Source organism: Paenibacillus sp. FSL H7-689 (genome assembly GCF_000517905.1).
GTDB classification, from domain to species: domain Bacteria; phylum Bacillota; class Bacilli; order Paenibacillales; family Paenibacillaceae; genus Paenibacillus; species Paenibacillus amylolyticus.
Genome location: NZ_ASPU01000016.1, coordinates 192348 through 209809 on the forward strand (window position 1 = coordinate 192348; position 17462 = coordinate 209809).

Consider the following 17462-nt stretch of genomic DNA (forward strand, 5'->3'; position numbering starts at 1 on the left):
AAATTGCATACTTGCACATAAATCCGCCTGAGTATGATCATCTTCAGATCCTTAATCATAAAAGCATTTGTATACTGAATACAACTATCCAAATTTAGTTATTTCGTATGATATTACTCATAAAACCCTATCAATTTATATGCCTATAGCCCTCTTTTTCATGCTCTCATTGGAATTTCAGCAATCAAAATCAGCTACCGCATCATATTCGGTACTATTATATGAACTCATATAATTAGCGATTCCCCTGAATTTAAGAAGTGAACTGTTCCTTCACATAAAGCACAGCCTCCTGTGCAGTCAACCCTATTCGTTTCGATTCACCTGTTGCTGCAAGTGCGTGTGATCCCAGTTCGACCTGTCCTTCGGCTGCTCCTCGGCCAATAACGATCTGCACAGGCAATCCGATCAGCTCCGCATCCTTGAATTTCACACCTGGACGTTCATCCCGGTCATCAACCAATACCGTGTAACCGCCATCGATCAATTGTTGTTCCAGTTCGAGGGTGAGCTGACGCTGCTGCTCATCCTTCCAACTTACTGTAACCAGATGCACATCATAAGGCGCAACAGCGGCAGGCCATCTTATGCCTTCATCTCCTGCATACTGCTCAGCTATAGCGGCCATCAGGCGGGATACGCCAATGCCGTAACACCCCATGACTGGCACACACTGGCGACCATTACGATCCAGGAATGAAGCGCCCATGGCATCACTATATTTCGTCCCCAATTTGAAAATATGGCCAACCTCAATACCTTTGGTAAACACAAGTGGTGATCCACATGTTGGACAAGCATCCCCTTCCGCAGCAAAGCGGATTCGTTCTACTCGCTCCAATGCAAAATCAACCCCTGGGCGTACACCGGAAACATGCACATCCACTTCATTGGCTCCTGTAATTGCACTCTTCATCACTGCCACGTCAGCGTCCACCACCATCGGCAGATTTAGTCCAATCGGACCCAGGAATCCTACCTTCAGATTTGGATGAGCCGCAATGGCTGCATCGTCTGCAAGGATCAGTTCCTCTGCCCCCAACACCTGCTTCAATGCGATGTCATTCAGTTCATGATCTCCACGCACAAGCGCAGCGATGAGCTGACCATCCGCCACATAAAGCAGCGTTTTGATCATATGTTCAGCACCTTTGCCCACAAAAGTGGTTAACTCTGCGATCGTACGAACGCCAGGTGTCGAGATACGTACTACGTTTTCCACTCCTGAATGTTGATCCGTTTGAAGCGCGGAGTCTGCACTCGCAGAATCAGCTGGAACTTCCAAGCTTCCTTCTTTTTTCTCCATATCTCCAGAAGTCTGATAATCCGCTTTCTCCAGATTTGCAGCATATCCACAATGTTTGCAGGTTACAATTGTGTCCTCACCCACATCAGCAAGAGCCATGAACTCATGTGTTTCTCCTTGACCGCCAATGGTTCCTGCGTCCGCCTCAACACGGATATAGTCCAGACCACAACGCTCCAGAATGCGACTATACGCCGTGTTCATCGCCTGATAAGTCCGATCAAGCTCTTCCCAGTCCGAAGCAAAAGAGTACGCATCCTTCATGATGAACTCACGTCCACGCAGCAATCCAAATCGAGGACGGCGCTCATCCCGGAACTTGGTTCCGATCTGGTACAGGGTGAATGGCAGCTTACGATACGAGCTCACCTCGTCCCGCGCTAAAGCGGTTACGACTTCCTCATGTGTTGGTCCAAGAGCAAATTCCCGTGCATGACGATCCTTCAGACGCATCAATTCGGGACCATACTGTGTGTATCTTCCGGATTCTTCCCACAACTCCGCAGGCTGCATAATCGGCAGTAACACTTCCTGACATCCAGCACGATCCATCTCTTCACGAACGATCCGTTCAACATTTAACAATATACGCCGTCCAAGGGGCAGGTAACTGTATATCCCTGCTGCCAGTTGGCGAATCATGCCGGAACGCAGTAACCAGCGATGTCCCGCTGCATCTGCCTCCGCTGGCGCTTCACGTAATGTTGGGACAAGCATTTCACTTTGACGCATCATAACACACTCCTAATCTTCCTTTTTTGTTATCAAATACGGCGCATAAACAGCAAAAAGACACATCCGTCAAGGGACGAATGTGTCGTGGTACCACCCTTATTTAACTGCAAATTAATTCGTTCGCAACCTATGCGATCTGTAACATGCAGTCCTACGGGGCATAACGGGCCCTGCCGGCGGAGGTTGCAACCCTGTATGGGCATTCTCTTCCGCAGCTCGCGAGGTAGGAATTTATGAAACAGCTACAGGAACCTTGCACCACACTGTTCCCTCTCTGTTGAAGCTGGCTTGCACAATCATGTCCTCGTTATAACACTGTTATCATTTTTGACCACATTAGTTCATTTACAAGTAATTGTCAACCAATTAGTCGAATACAACTCCAGAATAATACTCCACTACATCACGAATGAGCATAAACGCATCCCCATTGGTAAGATTGTTCTTGTCAGCAATGCCAGCAAGCGTGTCGGCACTTATAAAGTTTTGTGTTTGCAAATGAGCAAGTGCCTGTTCAAGTGAAGTTTCCGTTTCTGAAGATCCCATTGCCAGACATAACATATACGCAGCCTGATCCAACGTTAAAGGTAGGGTTACGGCATTCTCCATATTTGCTAGAGCTTGGTCGGCACTGCCTGTGTAGGCTTCTGGAAACATCGCTTGCATTCTTTTCAATTTACTTAAAAATCGTTCTGGATTCATTCCTTTATCCAGTTCCCAACCATCGTTATTATAATTGCCTGAAGTCATATACATACTCGCTGCAGCCAGCAATCCCTTGTAATCCTTATGCTCCATATAATCAGGCTGTTCGAAACGATGTACTTTCAGATCCATCCCCTGATTCTCCAGCATCTTACGTAGTTCAGATGCTCGCTCTTCGGAAGTTGAGAGTTCGCGGAAGGACTCCTTATGGATATATGCCAGCTTGACCGCCGCTCCTGCTGCTTCTCCCTCTGCCATTCCCAGTGGGACAACTCTTGCACTACCGTGTGGGATTGTATCAAAACTTGCTGCACGTCCAACGACGAGCAAACCATCAACCTTTAGCGGTACAAGCGAGCGAAAAGGTACACCATATTGAATCGGACTCAACATAATCGTGCCGGGATTTCCAACACTCGTGCTCTGAATATCAATATCGTATGAGCCGTATCCAATGGCATCCCAATGATCACGATTTTCCATGACATCAGCTAATGTTAATCGGTACTCGCCATAGATATGACGTGATTCTCTCACGTAAAGCTCGTCTGCTGTTCCAGCATATTTTAACCCTGCAAATTCATCATAATTTTTCTTCAGAAAATCAACAATTAGTGGGGCTTCTTTACGCCCGATTTCCAGACCTTTTTTCACAGATATCGGATCTAACGGATCTACCCCAAAGATTTGCATCGTATTAATCAAGATTGTATCATCATTTTGTCTTCCGATATTCAGACTTCGAATCTTAATATGTTGTGGATTGGAGGATTCATATTTTCTAGCATCACCGTACCCCCAAGCACTCATCTTATCAACCCCGGTTCCCTCTCTTTCCCTAAACTTTTGCCATACCTCATCAGTAACACCGCTTAACTTGAATACAAGCGTAGAGACCATTTTGGATTTACCATCTCCAATATCTTGTCTACCTATGGAGTATGGAACTCCTGCAGCGGCTGCAATATCCGCATCTTGCGTTGCATCAATGATGGAGCGGGTTGAAATCTGAACAGTTGTTCCATCTTCTTTAGTTATGCTCATACCCGTTATTGTCGTGTGATCTCCCGTAGATTGTTCAGTAAGAGGGACTAATTCCTTAACATTCATCAACAGGTCAATATTAGGTTCAGAACGAACCATCCGATAGAAAATGTTAGCCGCTGTGTTGGTATCAAATGAACTACCCTCGATCTGGTCAAACCATTCCTGGAAAATGCCTTTGTTCAAAAAGTCAGGCTGCCGCAAACTACTCAATAACTGCGGTTGTTCAGGGGAATAATTTAGATCCAGCGTATTAAGACCTCCCTCGGTCAACAATCCTCCCAACATGTTGCGATCTCTTGCTTCCACCAGCAATACACGCATCCCATTACGAGCAGCTGATAAGGCAGCAGTAATACCTTCCGGATCCGTTCCAGCTACAATAACGTTATAGGAATCTTTCAGGTTTAGTGTAGATTGCACGTCCTCCAAAGGCTGCCATACATAATTATTATTAAATTTATAATTCTTGTTCCAGATATAGAATGCACCATATGCAGCGCTCATTAAAACAATAAACACAATGGCTATAATTGCTGTTATTTTCAATTTTCTACTAATCAAAGAAACAAACCTCCATATGTACTTTAAATTCAATAATACTAACTCGTGAAGTAGTTTTATTACTGTTATACCAACAACCGACTAACTTTTCCTCCTTTCCTACATGAGTATGCTATAAATAATAAAAAACTCCCCAACACTTCAAACCGTGTTAGGAAGTTTTGATAATAAGACGGAAAATTCTACTTTTATGTTGCCATAAATACAAACAAAACACAGGAAAGTCCCTAACTTTCCTCATTATAACGACCACTTTTTGCGAAGTAAAGACTTACCAAAACCGGAAATGGATCAGAAAGATCATTAAACACTCAGACTGTTCGTTCATCCTGACTACAATGAATTCTCTGGCGATGGCTGACATGGCAGCACGTTCCCTGTAATATAGAGAAATAGAAATCTATCACAGGTATTAATCGATAAAGGAGCTTGTCCTATGCCATATATCATATATGATCTTGAATTCACGGTAAGCCGCAATACTCGCTATTCTTCTGAAATTATTGATATCGGTGCCGTCAAAGTTACGGAAAGTGCCGATGGATTGGTCGTAACGGATACGTTCCATACGTATGTTCGTCCTTCCAATAAGTCTGTTCTTTCCACTGACACGATTCAGTTTACAGGTATCACGCAGAAAGATATTGATGCAGCCCCACTTTTTCCGGCAGCACTGAATCAATTCATCGCCTGGATGGGAAGTGACCCCTATTACATGTGTTCCTGGGGACCCGATGACCGCAGCAAACTGATCTCTCATTGTCGCACCCATCAACTTGATGTGGCCTGGATCACCAATCATAACGATCTCCAGCAACAATGGTCCCGCACCGTTCGTAAAGAAGGCAAGTTCCGTCAACTCGGACTCGCTCAGGCTCTTGAAATCTGCGGAATTGAATTTGATGGTACCCAGCATCGTGCCTTGGATGATGCCATCAATACAGCCAAGGTGTTTATGCATCAATTTGACCGTTTCACTCTGGAAAACAACTGTGCAGCCGATGATGAGGGCATTACATCCAAGGTGGTTTATTCCAGCTCCACAGAAGATGAAGAAAAAGAATCTCCATTTGGCAATCTGGCAAGCCTTTTCAAAACCAAAGAGTAACCGTCCACAGCACAGTACTTAATCGTGTTTTGGCTTAGGATAGGTGGCATTCTAATCTCAACTTTTATTGTACATTTGTTGCCAATAGTTTAGACGTTCTTTCATCTTGATGCGGCAGATCTCCGGTTCGAGAATTTCCGCATCAGGTCCATATTTAGATATCCATACAAGAAATTCGTCAACATCACTTAATATGGCTTCAAATAACAGGCTACCTTCCGGTTCAATGGTTAGGATGGGTCGTAAAAAAAATTGCTCCTGCATCACACGCTCCACAGCATGGGGTGCAAATCGAATTTTGAACGCAGTCCACTCCGTACTTCCCTCGTATGCCCAAGGAATGCGGAAGTGCGATTGCATCAGATAATCCTCTTTGCGAAACGTGCGTGGCAATATTCGTATCTTTTGTAGCCGGCTCACCTGAAATATTCGAAGCTTCTCCGACAGGTGACAATACCCTAACAGCTCAAATCTGTATTCACGAGGGATAAGACAGTAAGGATCTATACGTACGATCCCTTTTTTACCTTGAGACAGATACTCCCCTTCAATGGTGTTCTGTGAAATGCCAGCCTGAAGCAGGGTAATCATGGATTGATTCTGCGAATCGTTGTTTTCATTTTGCCATGCGGGCAATCCCGCTTTGAACAATCCACTAATTTGCTCCGACCATTCCACTCGTTCTGTTTTGTTTTTCTGACTCGCAGCAACCACTTTCTCATAAGCGCTCTCAAAAGCAGGTTTCAGCAAAGGACGAATATTCTCCATAACTTCAGTAAGATGCATGAAGGCTTGGGCTTCTTCATCAGACCAATTTAGCGGATACATGGCAAATTGGCTGATAAACATGTACCCTTGCCCGTGTCCCATATTGGCGATCGGGATATGCATTGCACTGAGGGCCTCCATGTCGCGGTATATCGTCCTTTCCGTCGTCTCGCATCGCTGGGCGAGCTCACGTGCCAGTATGCCTGGCTTCGCCTGCACCAGCGTTATAATGCGCATTAATCGGATTAGTCGGTCTGTCATTTTGCCGGACCCTCCACGATGTTGTTTCAATAAATTTGATACAACTCCATCCATTGTTTAATATGATATTGATACATACATTCGACCTTCTCCTAAACTTCACCTTCAAATATGTAGACTCTCTCTATACCGTTACCACCTGAAATCAACCCTATTCCCCTAATATCTTTTTTTCACGATCATGATATCCTGTTGTAAACGTGATCTCATAGTGATAACGCAACTTTTCAACGATCTCGGCTTCCGCGTAATAGTCCAGATCTTGCTTCCGCGCAGCTTCAATTAACAAGGCATCAGCATGACGACGTAACATATTACTTCCCTCTTGAACCCGGCCTCTTTCGTAGGCGCGCAGGGCTTGTTTGATCAGGGGCACGGTTTCACTTAATTTGATCGTCTTCTCCACCTTGGGATCTTCCGGCTGTCGCAGCATGCCCAGATGACTGGTGTACTGAATATACAACTGTTCTCTTCGTAACAATACACGTTGACTTTGCTTCAACTTCCTTGTGCTCCAGTAGGCTGAACATACGGCAGCTTTTCCTGATACACGGGGTCCCATGACGAATTCAAGCAAAATTTGTTTACTTTCTCCCTTGTACATATCCCCAAGCCTCAACAACCAGCCAATATCCGTTTCCTTGGAACGACATCCATAAATGCCTTTTAGCTGTACTCCATATTCCGGTTTGAGCAAAAGTTCCAAATCTCTTGATACAATTTTGGGTGCTATTTTCCTAAGTCTTTTGGCAGGGGCACCGTTACGCCACTCTACCATCATATATACGGGGTCGGCTCCCCCTGTCGGTATGGCCTCTTTATTCCACGAATAAGATACTTCAAAGACTGAGTTCACTGGTAGTCTCTCCCCCGATTTATGTGTATTATCTTCTAAGTTATCAGGGTGAATGGACACTATATTGTCACGGAACACATGTTCTCATTAAATTTTTCCAATATATTAGTTTTATATCCCTAAATCCGTCTCAATACGACAATAAACGACGAAAAAGCCTGGCACTAGGCCAAGCTTATCAATCACTTATCTATGACAAGTCCCAAATTAAACAGTAGGATGATCGATTCCCATTTTGTGTAAATATTGTACACCATCTACTTCGTTTACCGGTGCATAGGTGACACTGTCAATGACCAGCTTACGCCCTACTGGCTCTCCATTAACAGTGATCATAATCGTTTTGGTTGATGTGTTCTGATCTGCTGTATACATAATGTTTCTACTCCTTCATGTTCACGATCTTATATTCAATCGGATATATTGGTATCGTTCATTAAATTGCGCATTTGTGAATAGCATGCACCCGGAACTGAAGTAAAAGATCTGTAAAACGGTCCGGTGTGCTTGCCTATCGTTCTATTACCCCGCAGATTTGTAAGCTAAACAACCCCTGTGCCTAAATAATTTTATATATTTCGGGTAATAAAACGATATCATCTTGAACCCATCGTCCCGGTTTTGACGTATAATGTAAGAGCCGTATTTCAACAATAGACGACGAATTCGGCGATTGATCTATCTAACCGAAGAAAGAGGTGTTAACGATGCCAAAATCCATTCAGGGTTATTTCATTCGGGTGTTATTCACCACATGCATTCTATTTACCGTTTCGATCGCTTCGACAGTAAGTGCAGCCAGTGCCAATATTTTTACGGATATATACAGCGGATGGGAGCGAGTCTCCGAACTGCCCGGAGAAGTGAACGCTCTGCAGGAAAGTTATAAGCAAACGATGGAGCAATTAAATCAAACGTCTGCTCAGTTGGGACAAGCCCAGGCCAATGTCGAAGCATTTAAGACCCAGAACGAACAACTACTGGCTCAGAACCAGAAACTAACTGAAATGGTAAGTAAATTACAGGACGACCAGAATGCCAAAGCAGCTACCACCAAACGAATTCAGACGACGATCATCACTGTCGTTTCTCTCATATTGGGTTACTTTGTTCTGATTCGTGTGATGCGCTGGGGAATGCGTCGCCGTTCGGGCCGAGTATAAAAGAACAGGAGCAACTGCATGAACATACACCTGAACAATGCTGAAGCAAGCGGAGCAGGACAAGTCGTCACATTTTCACTGATTAAAGATGACCGCCTTCATATTTTGCATCCGCAGCAGATTGTGGCCTTCCGCGGTCCAAGTGGGAGTCGCAATGATAAATTCATGAATATCACGGGCATATATCGCAAAAAAAAGCTGATTAAATCCGAAATCACCGGACCTTGCCAATTTGTGGCTGCCCTGCCTCCCGGATTCACGATGAAGGAAGTGGAGCTAACGGAGGACAGTGATCTGCTCTATGACTTCCGCCACCTGTTCTTCTACTCTGATGGTGTAACCATGCATACCAAAATTCAGAAAATCAAAAACATGCTGATCACCCGTGATGCAGTGAAAATGAAATTTTCCGGCAAAGGCAAAATCGGATTGCTCACTCAAGGTCAGGTCTGCCAACAGGAACTTCACCCAACAGCGCCGCTCTATGTGGATGCTGGTAGCATTATTGCCTATCCCGAAAATGCACATCTGGAACTCACCGTATATGGTAACAACCTTGCCAGTCAGCATATGAATTATCATTGGAAGATGACAGGACATGGATCTGTACTCTTTCAGGCGGGACGTGAGAATCACCGCTTGGAACAGGATCTTAACGATGAGGGACTGTTCAAACGAATTCTGAAAGAAGTGATCCCTTTCGGCAATGTATTGATCAAATAAACTGATCAAATAAGCTGTTAGTTGATGGAGCCGACCAATTAGCTGCCACTATGCTCCAGTGGGGTGGTCACCACACCGTTTCATGTTATAATGGTTCAGACAATTGAAGAAGAAAATCCATGCCTGTGGCATGGGAGAGGTTCGCGAACTCCCTCTATAAGACTTGACCATGTGATGGTCAGTATAAGTCTTGCGTACACGTTGCGGTCACCATGCAATCATGTACGTAAAAAACTAAGGACACTTACTCTTGCCTGCTTTTTTGAAGCGGTTATCGAGAAGGTGTGTTTTTTGATGGATGCCAGTTCATGAACTTCTCTGTTCTTCCGACACTCTATGCCTATGTGCATGGTTTGATCTCAAGAAGATAGAGAGGTTTTTTTATGTTGAACGAAGAAAAAGCAGTCGTTGTATTCAGCGGCGGTCAGGATAGTACCACGTGTCTGTTCTGGGCCAAACAACAGTTTGCCGAAGTAGAGGTCGTCACGTTTGATTATGGTCAGCGCCACAAGTTAGAGATTCAATGTGCAACAGAGATCGCACGTGATCTGGGCGTACAGCAAACGGTACTGGATATGAGTCTGTTAAATCAGCTTGCCCCCAATGCGCTCACTCGCACGGATGTCGAGATTACGCATGAAGAAGGCGAACTGCCGAGTACATTTGTGGATGGACGGAATCTACTGTTCCTCAGTTTTGCAGCCATTATGGCCAAGCAAAAAGGAGCACGTCACCTGGTTACAGGTGTATGCGAGACGGATTTCAGCGGATACCCGGATTGCCGGGATTCATTTGTGAAGTCGATGAATGTGACGCTTAACCTGTCCATGGACTATCCATTTGTCATTCATACCCCGCTCATGTGGCTGGACAAAGCCCAAACGTGGAAGATGGCCGATGACCTTGGTGCTTTTGATTATGTCCGTGAGCGTACTCTGACCTGTTATAACGGCGTGATCGGCGATGGATGCGGAGATTGCCCCGCTTGCAAACTGCGCAAAGCCGGACTGGATCGCTATGTACAGCAACGTACTGCTGCTGAATCGGCGGGAGTGGATGTACGATGAGAGAGCCTGGAACATTCCGTATTGTAGAGCATCTGCAACGCATCGGAGAAGATATTCTGCCCACCCAGCTGCGCTACCACCGCAAACGTGTGCTTGTAAGCAAAGAATTCACCTTTGACGCAGCACATCACCTGCATTGTTATGAAGGCAAGTGCAAGAACCTGCACGGTCATACGTATAAAGTTATTTTTGGCATCAGCGGTTATCCGGGTGAAACCGGGCTGACAGTTGATTTTGGACATATCAAAGATATATGGAAAACTCAAATTGAGGGATATCTGGATCATCAGTACCTTAACGAGACACTTCCTTTAATGAATACAACAGCCGAGAATATGGTCGTTTGGCTGTTCGAACAGATGGAACATGCGCTCCAGACGGAACCCTATGCGGGGCTGACCGATGGTGGGCGGACAGAGTTTGTCCGACTCTTCGAGACACCCACCAGTTACGCGGAAGCGAGACGGGAGTGGATGATCGATGAGTAGTGTGACACAGCAGGTGAATGAGAAGGGATCTCGTAAAGAGGCTCGTATTCCCGTGATGGAGATTTTTGGTCCGACGGTTCAAGGCGAAGGCATGGTCATCGGACAAAAAACGATGTTTGTTCGTACCGCCGGCTGCGATTATCGCTGCTCCTGGTGCGACTCGGCCTTTACCTGGGACGGCAGTGGCAAGGACCTGATTCGTATGATTACGCCAGAGGATGTATGGGAAGAATTGCGCCGCGTTGGCGGCACCCGTTTCTCCCATGTTACTATCTCTGGCGGTAATCCCGCCCTGCTCGCTTCGCTGGGCGGGTTGGTTGCCCTGCTGCGGGAGAACGGCATCCGCACTGCGGTGGAGACACAGGGCTCCCGCTGGCAGCCTTGGCTGGCGAACATTGACGAAGTCACCGTCTCGCCCAAGCCACCGAGCTCCGGCATGGACACCGATTGGGCCGTGCTGGATGATCTGATCAAACGGCTGGCCGCTGGCCCGGTAGAACGAAGTCACAGTCTGAAGATCGTGATCTTCGATGAGACAGACCTGGACTATGCCCGCCGTGTGCATGCACGGTATCCGGGCACGGATTTATTTTTACAAACCGGGAACCCGGATGTGAATTCCGCTGAAACGCCAGATCTGGTGTCCTCACTGCTTGCTCGTTATGAGTGGCTGATTGACCAAGTCAGTGCCTCCGATGACCTGAACAACGTTCGTGTGCTTCCACAGCTTCATACGTTGGTATGGGGCAACAAACGCGGCGTGTGATGGGCAGGATAGGTGGAATGGGCGGCTAATGTAGGATGAGGACGAAATGTCCTCAGACAATGAAGAGAATTATACAGGCAAAATTGCCTATTTATATATACCGCGAGGCTTCGGGCTTTGACGGAAACAAGGAGCGTTTAATAACCGATGAGACAACCTGATGAGATGCAAGATGTGACGTTGCTGGGCAACCAGAACGTTAACTATACGTTTGAATATGATCCGGGAATCTTGGAGAACTTTGATAACAAACATCCGTACCGCGATTATTTTGTGAAATTCAACTGCCCGGAGTTCACCAGTCTGTGCCCGATTACGGGTCAGCCGGACTTTGCAACGATCTATATCAGCTACATTCCCGATGTGAAAATGGTCGAGAGTAAATCACTCAAGCTGTACCTGTTCAGCTTCCGTAACCATGGTGATTTCCACGAGGACTGCGTGAACATCATCATGAACGACCTGATCAAGCTGATGGACCCCCGCTACATCGAAGTATGGGGCAAATTCACACCGCGCGGCGGCATCTCCATTGACCCGTATACGAACTATGGTAAGCCTGGAACAAAGTACGAGCAGATGGCCGACCATCGTATGATGAATCATGATATGTATCCGGAAACGATTGATAATCGTTAAACTGGCGGGTAAATAAACTCTGCTATAAATAAAATCAAATTATAGGACACAAAAAAGCCGAACTCTTCAAAACCTGAAGAGATCCGGCTTTTTCTTTGGTTAGTATACACCTGTATGAGACTAAGTGTCTCAACGCAATTGGATCGCAGCGCATTCAAGTAGACTGATCTTCCTTTAGTTCTCTGACTTTTTTGACGTAATGTCTCAACATCAGCACACCAATCGATTGAAAAATGATAAATATGACGATGGCAGCAGATAGAGATTTTGGTGCAACATAGACAGCCTGAAACGTTATTACAACCATATACAAAATAGTCATCACCAACTCACGTTTGGCGGATTCATAAGGTGATAAGGATTTCATATCCATCCCTCCTCTATCCTTCTTACACATAAATATAGGTCTTCTTACAGTATACGCTAAAGTAATACGTTTTTTTTGTAAATGTACGTTTTCTCATGTTCCCCTTGTCGGTCCAATCAATCTATCCTATTATGTAACAATATGCTTACACGCATATATTACAACATCAGGCGCTGATCCCTCGTGACCGCGACCAAAGGAGAATTGTACATGTCTACTCAATCCACTTTAACCAAGGACGCCGCAGCGCGTTCGAAAGCCCCACCCGGATCGGATGCCCAAAGCACCGTTTACCGGATACTCATTGCCATTAGTTTGGTTCATCTCTTCAATGATTCGATCCAGTCGGTTATTCCAGCCATTTTTCCGATTTTGAAAGATTCCATGCATCTCACGTATACTCAGATCGGATGGATCTCATTTGCTATTAACTTTACCGCATCCATTATGCAGCCTGTCGTAGGCTGGTTTGCTGATAAAAAACCGACACCATCTATCCTGCCCATTGGCATGGGTTTTACATTTACCGGCATGTTGCTGTTGGCTTTCGCTGACAGTTATATGGCTGTCCTGATCTCCGTTATCTTTGTCGGTCTAGGTTCCGCCGCTTTCCATCCGGAAGGTTCACGGGTATCCCATATGGCTGCTGGTCAACGCCGTGGACTGGCACAGTCCATCTTCCAGGTTGGTGGTAACGCTGGGCAATCCCTTGCCCCATTGCTTACACGCTGGATCTTTATCCCGTTTGGACTGTTCGGTGCCATTGGATTTACAGGCATTGCTGCCATGGGAATTGCAGTTCAGATCTACATTGCCCGTTGGTATGGACGTATGCTGCAATCGGGAGGATACCTGCGTAGACAGGCTGCTGCCCGTCGTGCACCCAATCCTGCTTTACGTAAAAAGATTACTGCCGCCATTACGCTATTGATCTTGCTTGTCTTTGTTCGTTCCTGGTATATCGCTTCCATTGGCAGCTTCTATGCGTTTAATCTGAAAGATACCTTTGGATTGTCCACAGAAGACGCGCAGATCTATATCTTCCTGTTCCTGGCTGCTGGAGCACTTGGTACGTTCTTCGGAGGCCCCTTGGCGGACCGATTCGGCAAACGTAACCTGATCTTCCTGTCCATGGCTGGAGCTGCTCCACTGGCTCTGTTGCTGCCCTATGCGAATCTGTTCTGGACAGGCGTACTGCTAACCATTATTGGTTTTATCATGTTATCCAGCTTCTCGGTTACTGTTGTATACGCGCAAATGCTGATTCCAGGCAAAATCGGAACGGTTTCTGGTCTAATTACTGGTCTGGCATTTGGTATGGGAGGCCTGGGCGCACTCGTGCTGGGGAACTGGATTGACGTCTTCGGCGTATCACCGGTAATGCAGATGTGCAGCTTCCTACCCCTGCTCGGGATTTTCACATTCCTGCTTCCATCCGATAAATTACTCAATATCTGGGCGAAGGAAAATGGTAGTGAGGAATAAAGAATACATCAACAGATGTCCACTTTTTATTCTATATTAGATCCATTCCTTACGTGGCAGCATCGCCTTATAAGACGTTATCTTGCGCTAACGAACCTGACAGCACTTATTTGAACGAATACTGCCGGTTTCGCAATCTAAAGAATCTGAGCAACGCTATTCCCGAGAAAAAGGCCGTAAACGTTGGAATGTGCGTGTGAGATGCAGAAATAACGTGTCTGAGATTCTTTAGAAATCGGGATTAGTGAAATATCGCCCAGTAGTGTCTGCTGAGTTCGTTAGATTTCACTTTAGTCACCTACATTTGCAGTCTAAATAAAATGTTTGAACCATAACAAAAGGGTTCTTGCCAACTCTGTATTCACAGACTGGCAGGAACCCTTTTTTATATTTGTTGTTCTCGATTTAGCTTCAACCGTTTATTCCACGTCACACATGACAACGTTGCTACCTTGAGCTGTAATTAGTTCCTTCACATCTTCAAATTCAAGGAATACCGTCGCCGTATTTTCCATGGGATGAATTCCAATTTTCTGACCAACTAAATCCTTGTCAAAAACTACGGTCACGTTTTTCTGAATATTATTGAGAACCCCCATAGGGTTGACGTGCCCTTTTTCCAATCCGAGGAATTCCAACAAATCCTTTTCACTGGCAAAACTTAATTTGCGGCTAGGTATCTTTTCGCTTAAACTTCTCAAATCAACGGACTTCGTCCCAGCAATCGTCACCAGATAATAGTTGCGCTTCTTATCATCACGCAGAAACAGATTTTTAACGATATGTTCTGTATGCGGAATCTGATAAGAGAATATTTCCTCCATCGTGTATACTGCGGGATGTTCAATACTTTCGTAAACGATATTATTTCGATCTAAAAGATCATAGAAACCCTGTCTGTTTAACATATCAAATTCAACTCTTTCAATATAAATATTCTTCTATAATATAACTTCTTCTGTAATATTACTTCAAACGCTGAAGGATCAGCCGTTTTTTGTACAGCATTTTGCCTGCTTCAGCTACATCTCGAATTGTATTTTTGTTGCTCACCGAACCAAACACCATGCCTGCAATCGGCACGAGTTGGAACAGCTTCTTCCAGCCAAAAGATTCACTGTAGGAGTTAAACACTTCCCGCCACCCCTGCATCTGCGATACCACTTCAATTGGCTTGTCCGGATCGTCGTAAACGGCCAGTTCTTCAATGATCGCTTTCTTGCCTACAATATCAGCGGAAGAGAATTGCAGACATTTGACAATAAAGATGCGCTCCAGCGGCTCATCTGGATCATAACCGTAACATAGAGCCATCTCTTGCAGTACCTTCAAGGAAAGCCCCATCACCATCGGAATATCTGCCGCAATGGTTACAATGCCTCCAAAACCTGTAGCTGCTCCCTGAGCCGCGGCAAACTTGGTTCGACTCTCGGTGATGTTATCAGCCACCTGGTCCAGCACCTGAAGTGGCAGATTCTCTACACTATGAATCTTCGCTGTCCCCTCCGCTTCAGCATCCTGCTCCAGACGATAGGTCGTGTCCATCATGGAATAACCGGACCTCTCAGCTTCCTCTTGCAGCAGCTTGGCTACTTTTTTCTTTTGTACGAGGAACTTGCCCCCATTCTGCACATACTGACCCACGTCGTTCAGGGAATCTCCGATCTTCTGTTTCAGAGCTTTAGGCATCACTTTATCCAACATCGCAAAGGGCAAACGCCCGATTTTATCCCAAATAAACAAGTCTTTCTGTTGTTTCTCCCATTTTAAAATCTGTTCAAGTTCCTTGTCCAACGTCTCGCGTGAATCCATATGTGATCCTCCTAATAGGTTCTGCATCGTAATCTGTATCTTTCTCATACGCAGAAATCATCGTTGTGGTTGCTTTGTTTTGTGTCCAGGACACATATGTTCAGACCACTCTATCTTATCGTTTACATACAGAAGAGCCCCTAATCAGCATCACTCGCTAACTAAGGGCTCTCGTATGAAAGGTTACACGACCTCTTATTTTGCTTCTGCTACTGCTTTTCCATCTGGAACCGGAACACCGAAGTCAGGTGTGCCATCTTCACGCCAACGAATCACCTGAGCACGGGCGTGACGGTTCGGATCATACAAGGGATCACCCTCAATGTCTTTGTAATTACGCGCATGATAAATCAGAATATCGGTCTTGCCATCCGGCGACACCGTAAAGCTGTTATGGCCAGGACCGTATTGGCCGTTCGCTTCACAAGTCTGGAATACCGGCTCGGGTGATTTCACCCAGCTGGCCGGATCAAGCAAGTCGGCATTTTCATCTGCGGTGAGTAGACCCATACAATAATTGTAATCAGTCGCGCTTGCCGAGTAGCCGATAAACAAGCGCCCATTCCGATGCATCACGGCTGGGCCTTCATTCACCTTAAAGCCGATGATTTCCCAATCGTACTCAGGCGTAGAGATCATGACCTGTTCGCCGCGCAGCGTCCATGGGTTTTCCATTTCGGCAATGTACAGGTTCGAGTTCCCCACAATATCAGGATCTTTCTGCGCCCAGACCAGATAGCGAATCCCCTTATGTTCAAAGGTTGTTGCATCCAGCGCGAATGATTCCCACCGTGTGTGTATCTGTCCCTTTTCTACCCACTCTCCTTCGAGTGGATTCGCGGAATCGTTCTCCAGGACATACATACGGTGATCGAACAGACCTTCGTTGGTCTCACTGGTGTGAGCCGCAGCATAATGTATGTACCATTTGCCATCAATAAAATGAATCTCCGGTGCCCAGATGTTGGCACTCATGGGCCCTGTGTCACGCTTCGTCCAAGCCGTTACCGGTTCAGCATCTCTTAACTCTTCCAAAGTCTCTGCTCGCCGGATCTCAATCCGGTCAAAAGCTGGCACGGAAGCGGAGAAATAATAGTAACCGTCTGTATGACGGTACACCCACGGATCAGCGCGCTGCTCCAGAATGGGATTAGTAAATGTAATGGAATCAGTCATGGGAATGCTCCCCTTTCAAATGTTGTTTGGCTCGAAGTTTGGGGATGTAACCCAATTGCGAAAAAGCGAAAACCCTTTTGGGGTGGTGCACAGCGGACGTTCGGGGGTGGCAGGGCCTTGGTGCTCTCTTGGCATCCGATTTCTCTTTCCACCGCTCTTGGCGGTTGAAATCGGATGCCAAACTCGCTCCTGCGGCTCCTTCCTCCCCCTCACTGCTTGTGCACCCTCAGAGCGGTAGCTCGCTCTTACCGCGCTCGCTGGGTTACAACCTCACTTCGAGCCTTTTTGGTGGCTCGGTCTTATGGGGTTGACCACTTCGCAGGGTCAACTCTCCCCATATTCAGTAAACGATTGGCCTCAGACATAGTCCAGCACAGATGAATCTTGAGTGTCTAAAAGCTGCAACACCTTGGCGTTAGCGCACCTTAA

17 protein-coding genes are annotated in these 17462 nt (G+C 46.0%); 8 read left to right on the forward strand and 9 right to left on the reverse strand.

The features are described from left to right. Positions 1-253 precede the first annotated feature (253 nt). Positions 254-2038 (reverse strand): proline--tRNA ligase, encoded by a 1785-nt coding sequence (locus tag C170_RS15900; protein WP_036611454.1) that lies wholly within the window; start codon positions 2036-2038, stop codon positions 254-256. A 369-nt stretch (positions 2039-2407) separates the two neighbouring features. Next, positions 2408-4354 (reverse strand): FAD-dependent oxidoreductase, encoded by a 1947-nt coding sequence (locus tag C170_RS15905; protein ID WP_036611456.1) that lies wholly within the window; start codon positions 4352-4354, stop codon positions 2408-2410. 436 nt (positions 4355-4790) lie between these two features. Here C170_RS15905 and C170_RS15910 point away from each other — a divergent pair, with 436 nt between their 5' ends. Next, positions 4791-5462: a 3'-5' exonuclease gene (locus C170_RS15910; protein WP_017690193.1), complete on the forward strand. Its 672-nt coding sequence runs from the start codon at positions 4791-4793 to the stop codon at positions 5460-5462. Positions 5463-5519: 57 nt separating this feature from the next. On the opposite strand, the gene C170_RS15915 is transcribed toward C170_RS15910, so the two are convergent. From C170_RS15915 to C170_RS31165, 3 genes are all read right to left on the reverse strand, one after another. After that, complete coding sequence (locus C170_RS15915; RefSeq protein ID WP_036611602.1) at positions 5520-6491, reverse strand: helix-turn-helix transcriptional regulator; 972 nt, start codon at positions 6489-6491, stop codon at positions 5520-5522. Between the two features lie 151 nt (positions 6492-6642). Then, positions 6643-7347 carry a hypothetical protein gene (locus C170_RS15920; RefSeq protein ID WP_017690195.1) on the reverse strand — a complete coding sequence of 235 codons (705 nt, stop codon included), beginning with the start codon at positions 7345-7347 and terminating at the stop codon, positions 6643-6645. A gap of 207 nt (positions 7348-7554) precedes the next feature. Further along, positions 7555-7722 (reverse strand): hypothetical protein, encoded by a 168-nt coding sequence (locus C170_RS31165; RefSeq protein WP_200868507.1) that lies wholly within the window; start codon positions 7720-7722, stop codon positions 7555-7557. A 332-nt stretch (positions 7723-8054) separates the two neighbouring features. On the opposite strand from C170_RS31165, the gene C170_RS15925 reads away from it, so the two are divergent. From C170_RS15925 to queF, 6 genes are all read left to right on the forward strand, one after another. Further along, positions 8055-8510: a hypothetical protein gene (locus tag C170_RS15925; protein WP_036611459.1), complete on the forward strand. Its 456-nt coding sequence runs from the start codon at positions 8055-8057 to the stop codon at positions 8508-8510. A gap of 18 nt (positions 8511-8528) precedes the next feature. Further along, on the forward strand, positions 8529-9233 hold the full coding sequence (locus C170_RS15930; RefSeq protein ID WP_036611462.1) for an AIM24 family protein: 705 nt from the start codon (positions 8529-8531) through the stop codon (positions 9231-9233). 386 nt (positions 9234-9619) lie between these two features. Continuing rightward, positions 9620-10300, forward strand: a complete 681-nt coding sequence (gene queC / locus C170_RS15935; protein ID WP_036611607.1) for a 7-cyano-7-deazaguanine synthase QueC — start codon at positions 9620-9622, stop codon at positions 10298-10300. Further along, positions 10297-10788, forward strand: coding sequence for a 6-carboxytetrahydropterin synthase QueD (gene queD / locus C170_RS15940; RefSeq protein WP_036611465.1), 492 nt, complete (start codon positions 10297-10299; stop codon positions 10786-10788). The genes queC and queD overlap by 4 nt, the downstream gene beginning before the upstream one ends. Then, on the forward strand, positions 10781-11554 hold the full coding sequence (queE, locus tag C170_RS15945) for a 7-carboxy-7-deazaguanine synthase QueE (protein ID WP_051447222.1): 774 nt from the start codon (positions 10781-10783) through the stop codon (positions 11552-11554). The genes queD and queE overlap by 8 nt, the downstream gene beginning before the upstream one ends. A gap of 147 nt (positions 11555-11701) precedes the next feature. Next, a complete protein-coding gene (gene queF, locus C170_RS15950) occupies positions 11702-12193 on the forward strand; it encodes a preQ(1) synthase (protein WP_036611468.1) in 492 nt (163 codons plus the stop codon). 154 nt (positions 12194-12347) lie between these two features. Here the strand turns inward: queF and C170_RS15955 are convergent, their stop codons facing one another. Then, positions 12348-12560 carry a hypothetical protein gene (locus C170_RS15955; RefSeq protein ID WP_036611471.1) on the reverse strand — a complete coding sequence of 71 codons (213 nt, stop codon included), beginning with the start codon at positions 12558-12560 and terminating at the stop codon, positions 12348-12350. Between the two features lie 210 nt (positions 12561-12770). Here C170_RS15955 and C170_RS15960 point away from each other — a divergent pair, with 210 nt between their 5' ends. Beyond that, positions 12771-14045, forward strand: a complete 1275-nt coding sequence (locus C170_RS15960) for an MFS transporter (protein ID WP_036611474.1) — start codon at positions 12771-12773, stop codon at positions 14043-14045. 419 nt (positions 14046-14464) lie between these two features. Here C170_RS15960 and C170_RS15965 read toward each other — a convergent pair whose 3' ends face one another. The 3 genes from C170_RS15965 to C170_RS15975 form a co-directional block, all read right to left on the reverse strand. Then, positions 14465-14953, reverse strand: a complete 489-nt coding sequence (locus C170_RS15965) for a prolyl-tRNA synthetase associated domain-containing protein (protein WP_036611476.1) — start codon at positions 14951-14953, stop codon at positions 14465-14467. Positions 14954-15011: 58 nt separating this feature from the next. Next, positions 15012-15857 (reverse strand): EcsC family protein, encoded by an 846-nt coding sequence (locus C170_RS15970; protein WP_081745957.1) that lies wholly within the window; start codon positions 15855-15857, stop codon positions 15012-15014. Positions 15858-16052: 195 nt separating this feature from the next. Continuing rightward, positions 16053-17033, reverse strand: a complete 981-nt coding sequence (locus tag C170_RS15975; protein WP_036611481.1) for a glycoside hydrolase family 43 protein — start codon at positions 17031-17033, stop codon at positions 16053-16055. Positions 17034-17462: the final 429 nt, after the last annotated feature.

Excerpts from the sequence above, each read along its gene's own strand:
- C170_RS15900 (WP_036611454.1), bottom strand. The coding sequence starts at position 2,038 with ATGCGTCAAAGTGAAATGCTTGTCCCAACATTACGTGAAGCGCCAGCG.
- C170_RS15910 (WP_017690193.1), top strand. The coding sequence starts at position 4,791 with ATGCCATATATCATATATGATCTTGAATTCACGGTAAGCCGCAATACT.
- C170_RS15915 (WP_036611602.1), bottom strand. The coding sequence starts at position 6,491 with ATGACAGACCGACTAATCCGATTAATGCGCATTATAACGCTGGTGCAG.
- C170_RS31165 (WP_200868507.1), bottom strand. The coding sequence starts at position 7,722 with ATGTATACAGCAGATCAGAACACATCAACCAAAACGATTATGATCACT.
- C170_RS15925 (WP_036611459.1), top strand. The coding sequence starts at position 8,055 with ATGCCAAAATCCATTCAGGGTTATTTCATTCGGGTGTTATTCACCACA.
- C170_RS15930 (WP_036611462.1), top strand. The coding sequence starts at position 8,529 with ATGAACATACACCTGAACAATGCTGAAGCAAGCGGAGCAGGACAAGTC.
- queD (WP_036611465.1), top strand. The coding sequence starts at position 10,297 with ATGAGAGAGCCTGGAACATTCCGTATTGTAGAGCATCTGCAACGCATC.
- queE (WP_051447222.1), top strand. The coding sequence starts at position 10,781 with ATGAGTAGTGTGACACAGCAGGTGAATGAGAAGGGATCTCGTAAAGAG.
- queF (WP_036611468.1), top strand. The coding sequence starts at position 11,702 with ATGAGACAACCTGATGAGATGCAAGATGTGACGTTGCTGGGCAACCAG.
- C170_RS15955 (WP_036611471.1), bottom strand. The coding sequence starts at position 12,560 with ATGAAATCCTTATCACCTTATGAATCCGCCAAACGTGAGTTGGTGATG.
- C170_RS15960 (WP_036611474.1), top strand. The coding sequence starts at position 12,771 with ATGTCTACTCAATCCACTTTAACCAAGGACGCCGCAGCGCGTTCGAAA.
- C170_RS15965 (WP_036611476.1), bottom strand. The coding sequence starts at position 14,953 with ATGTTAAACAGACAGGGTTTCTATGATCTTTTAGATCGAAATAATATC.
- C170_RS15970 (WP_081745957.1), bottom strand. The coding sequence starts at position 15,857 with ATGGATTCACGCGAGACGTTGGACAAGGAACTTGAACAGATTTTAAAA.
- C170_RS15975 (WP_036611481.1), bottom strand. The coding sequence starts at position 17,033 with ATGACTGATTCCATTACATTTACTAATCCCATTCTGGAGCAGCGCGCT.